At 63.1% G+C, this 13,450-nt stretch carries 12 protein-coding genes; 8 read left to right on the forward strand and 4 right to left on the reverse strand.

Features of this window, described 5'->3' with window-relative positions:
* Positions 1 to 17 precede the first annotated feature (17 nt).
* The 7 genes from ACH49N_RS25910 (at position 18) to ACH49N_RS25940 (ending at position 8,330) form a co-directional block, all read left to right on the forward strand.
* Complete coding sequence (locus ACH49N_RS25910; RefSeq protein WP_358278593.1) at positions 18 to 2,156, forward strand: hydantoinase/oxoprolinase family protein; 2,139 nt, start codon at positions 18 to 20, stop codon at positions 2,154 to 2,156.
* Positions 2,156 to 3,928 carry a hydantoinase B/oxoprolinase family protein gene (locus ACH49N_RS25915; RefSeq protein ID WP_358278594.1) on the forward strand — a complete coding sequence of 591 codons (1,773 nt, stop codon included), beginning with the start codon at positions 2,156 to 2,158 and terminating at the stop codon, positions 3,926 to 3,928. Before ACH49N_RS25910 ends, ACH49N_RS25915 begins: the two co-directional genes overlap by 1 nt.
* A gap of 55 nt (positions 3,929 to 3,983) precedes the next feature.
* Positions 3,984 to 5,177: an LLM class flavin-dependent oxidoreductase gene (locus tag ACH49N_RS25920; protein WP_159920672.1), complete on the forward strand. Its 1,194-nt coding sequence runs from the start codon at positions 3,984 to 3,986 to the stop codon at positions 5,175 to 5,177.
* A gap of 46 nt (positions 5,178 to 5,223) precedes the next feature.
* Positions 5,224 to 5,580 (forward strand): VOC family protein, encoded by a 357-nt coding sequence (locus tag ACH49N_RS25925; protein WP_358278596.1) that lies wholly within the window; start codon positions 5,224 to 5,226, stop codon positions 5,578 to 5,580.
* A gap of 105 nt (positions 5,581 to 5,685) precedes the next feature.
* On the forward strand, positions 5,686 to 6,486 hold the full coding sequence (locus ACH49N_RS25930) for an SDR family oxidoreductase (RefSeq protein WP_317768926.1): 801 nt from the start codon (positions 5,686 to 5,688) through the stop codon (positions 6,484 to 6,486).
* Complete coding sequence (locus tag ACH49N_RS25935; RefSeq protein WP_358278598.1) at positions 6,483 to 7,382, forward strand: SDR family oxidoreductase; 900 nt, start codon at positions 6,483 to 6,485, stop codon at positions 7,380 to 7,382. The genes ACH49N_RS25930 and ACH49N_RS25935 overlap by 4 nt, the downstream gene beginning before the upstream one ends.
* 198 nt (positions 7,383 to 7,580) lie before the next feature.
* Complete coding sequence (locus ACH49N_RS25940; protein ID WP_358278600.1) at positions 7,581 to 8,330, forward strand: SDR family oxidoreductase; 750 nt, start codon at positions 7,581 to 7,583, stop codon at positions 8,328 to 8,330.
* A gap of 78 nt (positions 8,331 to 8,408) precedes the next feature.
* Here the strand turns inward: ACH49N_RS25940 and ACH49N_RS25945 are convergent, their stop codons facing one another.
* From ACH49N_RS25945 to ACH49N_RS25960, 4 genes are all read right to left on the reverse strand, one after another.
* A complete protein-coding gene (locus tag ACH49N_RS25945) occupies positions 8,409 to 9,710 on the reverse strand; it encodes a bifunctional 3,4-dihydroxy-2-butanone-4-phosphate synthase/GTP cyclohydrolase II (protein WP_358278602.1) in 1,302 nt (433 codons plus the stop codon).
* 95 nt (positions 9,711 to 9,805) lie between these two features.
* Positions 9,806 to 10,330, reverse strand: coding sequence for a flavin reductase family protein (locus ACH49N_RS25950; protein ID WP_159920690.1), 525 nt, complete (start codon positions 10,328 to 10,330; stop codon positions 9,806 to 9,808).
* Between the two features lie 24 nt (positions 10,331 to 10,354).
* On the reverse strand, positions 10,355 to 11,428 hold the full coding sequence (locus ACH49N_RS25955; protein ID WP_358278604.1) for a hypothetical protein: 1,074 nt from the start codon (positions 11,426 to 11,428) through the stop codon (positions 10,355 to 10,357).
* Positions 11,425 to 12,498, reverse strand: coding sequence for an LLM class flavin-dependent oxidoreductase (locus ACH49N_RS25960; protein ID WP_317768919.1), 1,074 nt, complete (start codon positions 12,496 to 12,498; stop codon positions 11,425 to 11,427). Before ACH49N_RS25960 ends, ACH49N_RS25955 begins: the two co-directional genes overlap by 4 nt.
* A gap of 107 nt (positions 12,499 to 12,605) precedes the next feature.
* On the opposite strand from ACH49N_RS25960, the gene ACH49N_RS25965 reads away from it, so the two are divergent.
* Complete coding sequence (locus ACH49N_RS25965; protein ID WP_358278606.1) at positions 12,606 to 13,424, forward strand: MaoC/PaaZ C-terminal domain-containing protein; 819 nt, start codon at positions 12,606 to 12,608, stop codon at positions 13,422 to 13,424.
* The last annotated feature ends 26 nt before the right edge of the window (positions 13,425 to 13,450 follow it).

Consider the following 13,450-nt stretch of genomic DNA (forward strand, 5'->3'; position numbering starts at 1 on the left):
GTAGTTAGGGTGACTCCATGTCAGCAGATCCGCACCACTCGTCGAATGGTTATGCCCTCGGCATCGACGTCGGCGGCACCTTCACCGACGTCGTCCTCGCCGGACCGACGGGCCAAGAGTCGGTTGCCAAGACGCTCAGTACGCACGGCGACCCCACTGAAGGAATCGTCAGAGGTGTGCAGGCCGCCCTCGCTACGGCGGGGGTGGCCCCGGCCGCGGTAGATCGGGTGGTACATGCGACCACCCTTGCCACCAACGCGATTCTGGAGCAGAAGGGTGTCCGGGTCGCGCACATCGGTACGCGCGGCTTTCGTAACCTCCTGCCGCTGGGCCGCTACGCGCGGGTTGAGGAGGATCGCTTCGATACGTTCTTCGACCCGCCGTTGTCGCCCATCCCGGCTTCCGACTGTTTCGACGTGCTCGAGCGCCTCGACAGCGCCGGCGAGGCCATCATTCCCTTGGACGAGTCGTCCGTGCGCGCAGTGGCAGAGGAGATCCGGGATCGCGGCATCCGGTCCGTCTCGATCGCATTACTGCACTCGTACGTCAATCCCGCCCACGAGCTGCGCACCGCGGAGATCGTGCGTGAGTATCTCCCGGCGGACGCAACGGTTGTGACATCAGCTGAGGTGTGGCCCGAGCTTCGGGAGTACGAACGCACCACGACGACACTGATGTCTGCGTACGTGGGCCCGGTGATGGTTTCGTATCTACGAAAGCTCGAGCAACGGCTGCGTGATGCCGGAATCGGGGCACGCGTGCAAGTTATGGAATCCGGCGGAGGAGTCATGTCCGCGGAGCTCGCCGGTCGGCGCGCTGTAGCGACCATCGAATCAGGTCCGGCTGCCGGAGTGCTCGCTGCCCGCGCGGCCGGTTTGTCGGCAGGTCACCCCGATGTGATCTCGTTCGATATGGGTGGCACGACGGCGAAGGCGTCGGTAGTCCGCAACGGCGCTCCGGCCATCACCACTGAGTTCCACGTCGGTGGCAAGGGGAGCTTCGGCGGACGTCGGGCGGGTACCGGGGTGCCAATCAAGACGCCGGCGATCGACCTTGCCGAGGTGGGCGCCGGTGGTGGCAGCATCGCGTGGGTCGACCACGGGCAGGCGTTGCGGGTCGGACCCCATTCGGCCGGCTCCGAACCGGGCCCGGCATGTTATGGCCGCGGTGGTCAGGACCCGACGGTGACCGACGCGAATCTCGTGCTGGGTTACCTGGATCCGATCGGGTTTGCGGGTGGAACCATGGGACTCGAACCCGAGAACTCGGCTGATGTCATCCGCGAGCGTGTCGCGGAACCTCTCGGCGTGGGTATCGAAGCCGCCGCAAATGCCATTCATGAGATCGCCAATGCAACGATGGCAGCAGCCGTCCGGGTGGTCACCGTCCAGCGTGGTTTAGATCCCCGAAACTTTGCGGTTGTCGCGTTCGGCGGCGCAGGTCCGATGCATGCAGCGCGGGTGGCCGAGGAATTCGACATCAGCACAGTGATCATCCCCCCGTCGTGCGGCGTCGGTTCTGCAGTCGGACTCCTGGGCACGGACCTGAGCACCGACCGGGTACTTACCCGACTGTGCCATGAGAACGACATCGACGGGGCGTCGGTCGACGGCACCTTCACCCAGCTCGCGGAGACCGCGGCCGGTGATCTCGGCGTGGAGCTCGCAGCACCGACTACCCGAGTCGAGCGGTCCGTCGACGTGCGGTTGGCCGGTCAAGCACACGAACTGACCGTCCGAATCAGTGACGGAGGTGAAGGTAGGCACTGGGACGACACATCGCTCCCGGCCCTGCGTGAGAGCTTCGCCGAAAAGTACAAGGAGGCCTATGGAATCGACGGTTCGGGCCCCATCGAATTGGTGAGCTACCGAGTCCGGGTGACTCACGTAGTCCCGAAAGTACCCCTAGGTCGTCGCGCGACATCCGATGCTCGCGGTCAGGGGCCGGCACGGAAACGGCGCGTCTGGTTCCGTGAGTTCGGTGAGTACCGGGAAACCCCCGTGTATGAACGCGAAGGAATCGTCGGCGACTACCCGGTACCGGGACCTCTCGTCATCGCAGACGGTGAATCGACCATCGTGGTCCCGCCGGCATGGAACGCCCAGGTCGACAGCGAGTTCAATGTAATTCTGTCGCGCGCTTCGGAGGAGAAGTAATGACGCACGTTCTGGCCGACGGTTCGGCCCAGACTCTCGACGACAGCGGTTCGAGCACAGCGCAACTGACTTCCGAGGTGCTCCGCAATGCACTTGTGGTCGCAGCGGAGGAGGCGAGCATCGTCGTCGTGCGGTCGGCCTTCTCGACATTCGTCGTAGAGGGTTCCGACGCATCAGCTGCGATCCTGGACAAGGACGGTCGGCTTATCGCGCATTCGATGGCCACGACCCTGATGAACAGCATGGCGCTGTCGGTGGCGGTGCCGTTCCTACTCGCGGACATCCCGCTCGACACGATGCGGCCCGGAGATGTGTTCGCCACCAATGACGCCTACAAAGGCGGGGTTCACACGAACGATATCCTCATCTTCAAGCCGATCTTCGTCGAAGGAACGGTGGAGTACTTCACCGCGACGTTGATCCACGTCTCGGATATCGGAGGTGCGTCCGCCGGCGGAATGGCATCCTTGGCGACCGAGATCTTCGCGGAGGGACTCCAACTACCTCCGGTCCGCATCGCCACCGCGGAGGGGTTGGAAGAGCCGATCATGCGGATCCTCGCCTTGAACAGCCGCACGCCTGACAAGGTGCAGGGCGATGTCCGTGCACTCATAGCGGGCGCGTCGACTGCCGCGAAACGCGTCGAGGAACTTATCGAAGAATACGGAATTCAGGGGTTCGCGAATGGGGTGAACGACTACCTCGAGTACACCGAGATTCTTACCCGAGCCGCGATCGAGGACTTGCCCGCCGGAACTTACCGCTCCGACTACACCATCGATGACGACGGCGTCACCAGCCTGCGCGGTCATCGTGTACAGGTTGCGGTGACGATCGGTGACCGCGACATTTCGCTGGACTTCGAGGGAACCGACCGCCAGGTCGCCGCCGCAGTGAACTCGAGCATCTCCCAATCGCTTGCCGCAGCTGTCTTCGCGTTCAGGTGCTTCGTCGACCCGACGATCCCGATGAACGACGGATGCCTGCGGGTCCTGAATGTGAATCTGCCCGAGGGGTCGCTGCTCAATGCCCAGTCACCCTACCCATGCGGTGGGCGTTTCCTTCCGGCATACGCGGCAATGGAAGCGGTACTTCAGGCACTATCCGACGCAGTCCCTGAACGTGCCATCGCAGCATCGGGAATCCTGCAACCCTTCTCGATCGCCGCGAAAACGGCACCGTATTGGGTCCATCTCGCCTACGAGTTCGGTGGAGTGGGAGCCCGGTTCGGCAAAGACGGCCCGGATGCCACCGGCATCCACTTCGGTCTCGGGCGTAACTCGGTCCCGCAGGTCGAGCCCGTGGAAGTGCGCTGCCCCCTCATCGTGGAGGAGGTCGAGTACATCGCGGACTCCGGCGGGCCGGGCCGTTGGCGCGGCGGTCTCGGAACACGCACCGTGTTCCGGCTGCTCGCCGACGCCTACGTCACCACACGCGGGGACCGGCTCGAAACCGGTCCCCGAGGCCGGGACGGCGGAAAGCCCGGAGTGACCGGTGCATTCAAGAAGCGCGGACCCCACGGAGAGACCGTCGTCCTCAATTCGAAGGTCAATAACGAACTCTTCCTCGCGGGCGAGGCATTCATCGTCGAGACGAGCGGCGGCGGTGGAATCGGAGATCCATTCGAACGCCCCGTGGAGTCCGTGTCCGAGGACGTCGAAGCCGCACGAATTACAGTCGAGGGCGCATGGCGTGACTACGGTGTGGTCGTCACCGCGAAGGGCGATGTCGACCACGCGGCGACCGAGGCACGAAGGGCAAGCCGGTCATGACTGGATCACAGGCCCCCGATTGGACAACCCGCGTAACCAAAGGAAGTGATCGATCGTGACCAGCCATGAGCGCACGAGGATGAAGTTCGGCGTCTTCCTCGGACCCGAGCACAAGCCGTCGAACAATCCCACCTGGGACCTCGAGCGTGACTTGCAATTCGTCGAACACCTCGACAAGCTCGGATTCGACGAAGCCTTCGTCGGCGAACATCATTCGAGTGGCTGGGAAATTATCTCCAGCCCCGAGCTCTTCATCGCGGCCGCCGCGCAACGAACCCGGCACATCAAGCTGGGTACCGGAGTGATCTCGCTTCCCTACCACCATCCGCTGATGGTCGCCGAGCGCATGACACTGCTGGATCATCTCACCCGGGGCCGGCTCATCATGGGAGTTGGGCCGGGCGCACTTCCATCCGATGCGGCCATGATGGGGCTGGAATACTCGTCGCTCCGGGAGCGAATGGAAGAGTCACTCGAAGCGATCCTCGCTCTGTTCACTTCCGACGGCTGCATCGATCGTAAGACCGAGTGGTTCGAACTCCGTCAGGCGCAGCTGCAGATGCTGCCCTACACCCGCCCCCACCCGGAGTTGGCTGTCACAGCGGTCATCTCGCCGGCGGGGGCGATGTTGGCCGGACGATTCGGGCTGCCGATGCTGGCCCTCGCCGCCGCAACCGACGCCGGCAGTCGCGTACTCGCCGAACACTGGGACATCTACTCGGAACAGCGGGCGCTGCACGGGCACGGACCGGGAGACCGTCGGGACTGGCGGCTCGTGAGCGTCATTCACGTGGCCCCCACACGAGAGGAAGCCGAGCGGCAGGTTTCATACGCCATGGAAGACGCCGGCCGCTACCTGTTCCGCGACGCGAGTTTCCTGAAGGCAATCTATGACTCGTCGGGTCTGGACGAGGGAGCACCGATCCTCGACGTGTTCCGCGCCTCCAATCTCGGTGTGGTCGGGACTCCACAAGATGCAATCGAGCATATCGAGCGTATGCAGGAAATGTCCGGCGGTTACGGCACTCACCTCATCCGGGTACTCGACTGGGCCTCGCCCCAGGACACCCTGAACTCGTACGAGTTGTTCGCTCGCGAAGTCGTGCCCCACTTCCAGGATTCGAATCGGCGTCGAATCGAGAACTGGAACACCTTTCACAACTCTGAGGGCGACTTCCAGGTCGCGCTCGGTGCCGCGAACGCGCGCGCCCGCAAACGCTACGAGGACACCAAATCGAATCGTCTGTGAGCACCGACATCCAAGCGCCCTCTCGAAGAAATTGGAGAACCACACCATGACCCAGCAGGTTTCCCTCGGGAATGTGTTGTATCCCGTCGACGACGTCGACTCCGCGGTGAAGTTCTACGGATCCGTTCTGTCACTTCCAACAAAATTCCAAGACGGCTCACGATTCGCTGCACTGGACGGTGGCAAGGTCACCGTCGCGATCGCCGGACGCGAGGAGGACGTCACTGACGGTCGCGTCGCCGCGTCCTTCAAGGTATCCGACGTCGCGTCCGCCGTAGACGCGGCAGTTGCCGCCGGAGCCACGGTAGTTCGCGATCCTGAGGACGGGCCGCATGAGACTCGTGCGGTCGTGCTGGACCCCTGGGGCAACGCAGTCGTGCTCTACGCACCCCTGAAGGTGTGAGGGACGACATTTCCGGTCCATTCGGCGGGTAGGTCACGGAAGTTGGTCGTCGACGGCCGCTATACCGCGCAGTAAACGCGCTTTGCATGGAAAGGACGGCGAGCGATGTCGAGTGCCGCACTCGGATTGGAGGGCCGCACTGCGCTTGTCACCGGCGCTGGAAGTGGTATCGGCCGCGCGACGGCGATCGAACTTGCCAACGCAGGCGCCGCGGTGGGTTGTGCGGATGTCGACCAGCAATCATGCCGAAACTGCGCCGAGGAGATCACGGAACAGGGAGGCACGGCATTCTCTTACTCCTTGGACGTGCGCTCTGCAGCCGACTTCGAGTCCGTAGTGTCGAATCTGCTCCTCCGGACGGGGCGGATCGATGTCCTGGCGAACGTAGCCGGAGCGATCACGGCCCGCGGACCCGTCCTGTCCATGCGCGACGACGAGTTCGACGAAGGTCTCACTCTCAACCTGAAGAGCTTCGTGTACGGTTGTCGCGCAGTCGGCACCGCGATGATCAGCGGTGGCGGTGGAAGCATCATCAATGTCTCGTCCGGAACTGTGGATGGCCACGCGCCCGACCTCGGGGCGTACAGCATCCCGAAAGCGGGTGTCCTGCAGCTCACCCGGACACTCGCGATGGAGCTCGGCGGTGCTGGTGTGCGGGTGAACACCGTCTCGCCGGGGTACATTTCGACGTCGATGACCGCCGCGCATTATCGGAATGCAGACGGCACGCTGAACGATGAGCAGCAGAACGCAGTCGACAGTGAGCACAGTGCCTCGATCCCGCTGGGCCGACCGGGTCGGGCGAGGGAGGTCGCCACCGCCGTCACCTTCCTGGCCTCGGATGCTGCTTCATATATCACCGGCCAGATCATCCGGGTCAACGGCGGACTGGTGATGCCGCTGTGACGGTGAAGTTCGAACTTCCGCCGGTTCCTGACTTCGTCTTTCCAGGGTTCGCGGACAGTTGCGCGGTCGTCATCGGTGGAGCGAGCGGCGGGGTCGGTTCGGCGATGGTCCAGCTCCTCCTGCAGGCCGGCTCGTCTGTCATCATGGTCGACCACGACGAAGAGCGTTCGGGACACCTCGCAGCGGCCCTTGGCCACGAGGTGCGTCTGTATTCGGTGCTGACGGACATCACCACAGAGGACGGGATTCGCGACCTCGCATCAGCTCTCGATCGAGCTGATCGACCGGTCAGGCACCTCGTCAATGTCGTCGGCGGCGTGTCCGGCGACGATATCGGACACTTCCTTCATCTCGGATCGGACCAGTGGACTCGCGCTCTCGCGATCAACGTGACCTACGCACTGCGAACCAGCCAGACCGTTGCCCGGCGCATGGTAAACGGGAAGCGCGGTTCGATCGTCAACCTCTCCGTCGCCGACGCCGATCGATCGATGCCGTGGTTTGCGTTCTACGGGGCAACACGATCGGCCCTGGATTCGCTCACGCGCACGATGGCCGTTGAGCTCGGGCCCTTCGGAGTCCGAGCTAACACCGTGTCGTGGGGGCTGATCAAATCACCGAGGATGCACCCGGCAAGCACGTCCGAGGGGAATCGGGAACGGGACATCATTCCACTGGGCCGGCGGGGACTGGTTGCCGATGTCGCCTCTGCCGCGATGTTCATGTTGTCGGACCTGTCCCTGTATGTCACGGGACAAAACCTGGCGGTCGACGGAGGATTGTCGCAGTGTGGGCCGCACTACGAGCACACCGAGAACATCCCGGTGTTCCTGGAATCCGAACCTGCGCGCGAGGCGCTTGCGGGACAGTGGAACAGCATCGTGTGCCCCGACTAGCAACGGTGGAGGATTCGGATAGTCGGCAGCGTTATGGACCGCGGCGGCGACCTCTCGAATCCGCGCATCGATCGGTGCCATCTGGCAACAGGTGGCTGATTGCGCACGCTCGGGGCATCTCCTGTGATGTGACTGAACAAGTAAGCGCGAGGGTGGAGGACTCCATCCATAGCTGCAGCTGGAAGGAAGGGGCTCGCCGTGACCGGTCGGGTACTGAACAAGGTTGTGATCATTACTGGTGGATCGTCGGGATTGGGCCGAGCAACGGCCGAATTAATGATCGCGGAGGGAGCGAGGGTGGTGATCGCCGACATCGATGGCGACCGCGGTGAGGCGGTCGCCGCCGAGATCGGCGCCAATTTCCTACAGGTCGACGTGAGTCGTCCGGAGTCGGTGGATGCACTCGTGAACTTCACCCGCGACAAATACGGGCGGGTCGACGTGATGTGCAACAACGCAGGAGTTTCCGCCAACCACTCTCTGGTCGAGACGAGCGACGACGAGTTCGATCGGACGGTTTCGGTCAACTTCGGCGGTGTCTTCTACGGAACGCGCGCGGCAGGCCGGTTGATGGCGAAGCAAGGACACGGGGTCATCGTGAACGTTGCGTCGAACGGTGGGATGTCGCCCACAGCGGGGATGGCGGTATATAGCGGAACGAAGGCGGCCGTCGTCTCGATGTCGAAAGCGTGTGCTCTGGAGCTTGCGCCCGCTGGTGTCCGGGTGAATACGATCTCACCCGGGGCGATGCTGACCGCGATGGTTCCCGACATTGACGGAATCACGCAGATCCTCGACAAGCTCCAGCCCATCGGATACGCGGCCCGACCCTCTGAGATCGCGGCCGGGATCCTGTTTCTCGCTTCGGACGAGGCCGGTTACGTGACCGGTCACGATCTGGTTGTCGATGGTGGGGCGACAGCAGGGCGTCCTGCAGTGGCAATATAGTCCGCACATCACCTACGAGCGTGCCGGCGTGCGCGGCAGTCCCTACTGTCCGCGCACGAGTACGGCGGTGGTGGCCTGTCACCCTGCGAACTCCGCAACCTCGGCGATCGGCATGATGGAGTGCCCCAATCTAGTTTCTTTGGTGCGTAGATAGTCGATGTTGTGGCGGTTGACATGTGGAGGTCGGGTCACACGTGCTGTTACTTCGACGCCGTACCTCGACAAGGCGCTGATCTTGTCGGGATTGTTGGTGATCAACCGCGCGCGTGTCACGCCGAGGTCCCTGAGAATGGCGGCCGCAGCAGCATAGTCCCGTGAGTCGACGGGCAGACCTAGTTCGAGGTTCGCATCGACTGTGTCGTAACCGTTCTCTTGGAGCGCGTAGGCAGCCAGTTTCGCCCCCAGCCCCACGCCGCGTCCTTCGTGGCCGCGAAGATACACGAGGACCCCAGTACCTTCAGCTGCGATCAATTCGAGGGAGTCCTGGAGTTGGGGACCGCAGTCGCACCTGAGTGATCCGAGAATATCGCCAGTCAGGCATTCGCTGTGTATGCGAACGAGCGGTGACGCTGTCGCCGAGGAGTCGGCTAGGTGCGGTGTTCCGGCGACCAACGCGAGGTGCTCCACGCCGTCGTGCGCTGCGAAAGCATGCCCGGTGAAGGCGCCGAAGGCCGTCGGGATTCGGGCTTCCGAAACGCGTGTGACAATTGACTCTCGTTTCCGTCGATGCTCGATGATGTCGCGCACGCAGATGATTCTGAGATCGTGTTGATGTGCAAACTCGAAGAGTGATGCACGACGGGACATCTCACCATCGTCGTCCACGAGTTCACAAAGGACACCCAGAGACTCGAGTCCAGCCATTCGACATAGGTCAACGGTTGCCTCCGTGTGCCCTGGACGCTCCAGTACGCCTCCCGGCCGGGCCAGGAGCGGCATCACGTGACCCGGCCGAGTGAGAGCATCAGGGAGAGTCTGAGGGCTGGCAAGCGCACGAGTAGTCACCGCGCGGTCTGCTGCAGAGATACCTGTCGTGACGCCGTCACGTGCATCGACCGACACGCCGAACGCGGTTCTGAGGACTTCGCTGTTGCCGTCGGGCGGAACCATCAGTGGCAGGCCGAGCGTCGCTGCACGTGCTTCGGTCATCGCGACACAGACAAACCCGGATGTGTGGCGGACGATGAAAGCCATCTTCTCGGTTGTGACGTGCTCAGCCGCCATCACCAGATCGCCCTCGTTCTCCCGGTTCTCGTCGTCGAGGACGACGACGATTTCACCGCGTGCAATGGCGTCTAGAGCCGCTGGCACGGTATCGAACCGTTCATGTGTCACCGCAGTGTCGTGCTGTCCGTCAACCGGTGAAATGTGTGTTGTCATGGTGCCTCCGACAATGCAGGGGTTCGTGGACTCGACGAGGAGTGCGTGGACGGGAGAGGGTGATTCGCGTTCGGCTCCGGCGGCGTGGTGCGGATTCAGTCGGCGAAGTGCAGTCGTCCGTACTTACCCCGGTGAAACAGAAGGGGTGACCGTCCGTCGGCATAGAGGTGCTGGACCCGCGACACCACGATCACGTGGTCACCCGCGACATGTTCGGCTTCGACACGAGCCTCGATCCAGGCCACAGCGTTCTCGACGACCGGTGCACCCGACGGTGAGGGCCGCCACGCCAGTCCGGCGAACTTGTCACCGCCCTTGACCGCAAGTTGGCGGCCGACGTGTTCCTGATCCTCCGCGAGGATATTGATCACGAAGGTTTCGGCGCGCTTGATGGCCGGCCATGAACTGCTCGTGTGGGCGACGCAGAAAGCCACGAGAGGCGGATCCAGGGAAACCGAGGTGAAGGAGTTTGCTGCCAATCCGGCGCCTTCTCCGGATTCCGGATCCAGAGCCGTGATCGCGATGACACCGGTAGCGAAGTGACCGAGTACCGATCGCATCGCTGCGGCATCGACCTCGGGAAGACCGGTGACGTGTTGCAGTGGTGATGTCGCGCTCATTTCAACCTCCGAGAGTTGTTCGACTTACAGATGGTGCCCGCGCTCGTCCCTGATCGAGGGCGGAGCGGAATCCTCGCGTACGTGAGGGTCGATTTCGACCTGCACGGATATCGGGGTCATTGCGCTGATGGCTTGCTCGATCCGTGCGTGCCACATCCCGTTCTTCACAAGGCTCTCGCGGTTGAAGGAGACGAAGACCGTCGCCGAGTCCAGCGTTCCCTGCCGTGCTACGCGCAGTTCCCAGTGTGCGATGCCGTCGATGCCGCGAAGTGCCTTCGTGAGGGCGGTGAAGGAGATCCATCGGCCGCGGATGAGGAGAAGGTCACCGTAGGTATGTGTGGGCATGGTGAGGGATTCACCGTCCCTGCTGCTCAGATACCCGGTGCGCACGCCGATGTGCGCGAGGCTCGAGTGCCACGGGTACCTCACTACAATTTCTGCGAGTTCACCGTTTGCCGACGTTTCCGCGGGTGTGGCGAGTTCGAGTAAGCCTTCGTGTGTCGGGGTGAGCGCAGTGGCGTTCTGGGTTTTGTGCGCGATCGGAATCCCGCTGAGAGGGTCGGTGAACAACTCGACGGTGTGGGCACCGAATTCACGCCCCAAGTGTTCGATCTTCTTCGGGTCAGCGATCTCACCGGTCAGTACGATCAGTCGGAGTTCCAGGTCCAACGGCTCGACCAGGAATTCGAGGTGAAGCCGTGCGAGGAAATCCGAGACTCCGGTGGCCGTTCCCACCAGAACGTTCGCGCGCATGTTCTCGACTGTGCGCAGCAGCCGCATTCGGCCGCGAGGTCCGGTGCTCGCCGCTGCCGCCGCCACTTCCGCGGCCGCCTCTGCGACCAGGGTTCCCCCGAGCTCACCGTCATTGTTGAGTGAGACGACAACGCGATCGGTGGCTTTGACGCCCGCGTCGGTGAGTGTTTTTGCGGTCAACGCGACCGCGGCCGCACGATCCTCGGCTGAGAGTGGGAACGCCGCAGTAGCAGTTGAATCGACGTGCAAGAGTCCCTTGGCCTTAGCCGCCGTGATTCCTGCTGTGGAGAGGTTTCCTCTGCTGATCGGCTCGGGAAGCGTCTCGACGGTTTGGGTGTCTGTCATCGGATCTCCACAACATCGGAAGCGAACAGCTTGATCGAGCTCAGGACATGCTCGTTGTCGAGGCCGCCGACCTGGAACTGCCCGATCAAGTCGGTGACGCCGGCTTCCTCGAGCCGCTGCACAGCCTTTCGGGACCCCTCGACATCGTCGATCACAATCATCAGGTTGTCGCGAAGCGTCTCGATGGCCTCGTCCTGAGATTGACCGGCGGCGAGAGCCCCGAGGACACGGTGGCTCGCGTGCCGGGCGTCGTAATAGTCGGGTGGCGCAACCAGGTTGACCTGGCGACGGATGTACCACATCACCGCGTCGGCGGCATTGGCATGCGCCTCATCGGTCGTGGGCGCGACGTGCCACGGAATCATCAGTGCGATCTTGCGCGTCTCCGGGTCGAAACCGTGCCGGGCCAACTCGGCCTTGTACTTCGCGATGTCCTCGGCGACGTCGTCGATGCCCTTGAGCATGGTCATGCCGAGGAGGTTGTAGCCTCGCCGTGCAGCCTGCAGGTAGCCGTCGAGGCTCGTCGATGCCACCCACACAGGCGGGTGCGGTTCCTGCAAGGGGCGCGGGTATACCCCAACGTCGGGGACGCTCCAGTACTCGTGTTCCGCGCTGTAAGGTTCGCCGTCGGCCTCCCAGATCCCGAGCACGGTGTCGAGGTTTTCCTCCCACAGTGTGCGGGACTGCTCGAAGGGGCGCTGAAAGGCCTGGTACTCGAGCGGGGACGCTCCACGGCCGGTGCCGAACTCGATGCGTCCTCCCGAGATGATGTCCATGGTCGCTACGCGCTCGGCGGTGCGAATCGGGTGTGAGAACGGGAGGAGAACGACGCCGAGCCCGAGCCGAATCTGTTTGGTGACCCGTGCAAGTGCGCTCAAAACGATATCAGGAGCCGAGGAGTGCGAGAACCCACGAGTGAAGTGGTGCTCGACCATCCAGGCCGTGCTGTAACCGAGCCCATCGGCGAGAGTGACCTGCTCGATGAGATTCTCGAACGCCTGCTGCTCGACCTCTTTGGTCCGCCCACGTACCTCGAGTTCATATCCGAGGCCTGCCCGCAGCTTTGCCATGCCAACTCCTGTCAGTAGTACCAAGCGATCGCTTGGGTTTGCCTCTGTTCGACCTTGACTTCGCTAGCGTAACCCAAGCGCTTGCTCAAATGCTATACGCTTACATCATGCAGATCACGGATTGGGTCGGATACGAGCTGGGAACCAGAGTGGTGCGGTACTGCGAAGAGGATGCGATCCTGTACGCCCTCGCAGTCGGTGCGCGCGCAGACGAGCTGCCCCTGGTTTTCGAGCGTGACCTCAAGGTCCTGCCGACGTTTGCCCTCACGCTGGGACTGTGGGTTGCGGATGCGGCGTCGGCGGCCGGTGCCTTCGTGCCGGCACAAGCTCTACACGGGTCTCAGTCCCTGACGATGCGCGGACCCCTCCCGCCCGCCAGCGAATTCGAGGTCACCGGCCATGTCGAAGCGGTCCGCGACACGGGACGATCCGCGATCCTGGACATAGTGTGCGAAAGTGCCTATTTCTCCGCCACCTACTCGATTATCCTGCCTGGACAGGGCGGTTTCTCGCCGTTCACTCCGCGAGTGAAGGCAAAGCCGGAGGACGGCAACCGGGCGGTGGTGCACGAATCGCGAATCATCGAGCTGTCGTCGGAGCAGGCCGTCCTCTATAGGCTTACCGGCGATCGCCATTTGATACACGTCGACCCGGCAGCGGCGCAAGCTGCCGGGTTCGATCGTCCCATTCTTCACGGTCTGTGCACGCTCGGCGTGGTGGCAAGGTCCCTCGCTGAGCCGCTGGGGGCGAAGCCGTGGGAGCTCAGGAGGATCGAGGCGCGATTTGCCGCACCCGTGTTCCCTGGCAGCACCCTTGTCGTGGCAGCGGAGCAGCCACCGGTCGGAGACTCTGGTGCCGGCCTCGAGTACTCCGCTTCTGTCGACGGCCGTTGTGTCCTTGCCGACGGGCGAGTTTCCTACTCCTGAATTTGTGGGGAAAGTCAGCCATCTCC

Origin of the sequence: Rhodococcus sp. NPDC019647, from assembly GCF_044389235.1 — a bacterium.
GTDB lineage: Bacteria > Actinomycetota > Actinomycetes > Mycobacteriales > Mycobacteriaceae > Rhodococcus_F > Rhodococcus_F oxybenzonivorans.

Excerpts from the sequence above, each read along its gene's own strand:
- ACH49N_RS25910 (WP_358278593.1), top strand. The coding sequence starts at position 18 with ATGTCAGCAGATCCGCACCACTCGTCGAATGGTTATGCCCTCGGCATC.
- ACH49N_RS25915 (WP_358278594.1), top strand. The coding sequence starts at position 2,156 with ATGACGCACGTTCTGGCCGACGGTTCGGCCCAGACTCTCGACGACAGC.
- ACH49N_RS25925 (WP_358278596.1), top strand. The coding sequence starts at position 5,224 with ATGACCCAGCAGGTTTCCCTCGGGAATGTGTTGTATCCCGTCGACGAC.
- ACH49N_RS25930 (WP_317768926.1), top strand. The coding sequence starts at position 5,686 with ATGTCGAGTGCCGCACTCGGATTGGAGGGCCGCACTGCGCTTGTCACC.
- ACH49N_RS25945 (WP_358278602.1), bottom strand. The coding sequence starts at position 9,710 with ATGACAACACACATTTCACCGGTTGACGGACAGCACGACACTGCGGTG.
- ACH49N_RS25950 (WP_159920690.1), bottom strand. The coding sequence starts at position 10,330 with ATGAGCGCGACATCACCACTGCAACACGTCACCGGTCTTCCCGAGGTC.
- ACH49N_RS25955 (WP_358278604.1), bottom strand. The coding sequence starts at position 11,428 with ATGACAGACACCCAAACCGTCGAGACGCTTCCCGAGCCGATCAGCAGA.
- ACH49N_RS25960 (WP_317768919.1), bottom strand. The coding sequence starts at position 12,498 with ATGGCAAAGCTGCGGGCAGGCCTCGGATATGAACTCGAGGTACGTGGG.
- ACH49N_RS25965 (WP_358278606.1), top strand. The coding sequence starts at position 12,606 with ATGCAGATCACGGATTGGGTCGGATACGAGCTGGGAACCAGAGTGGTG.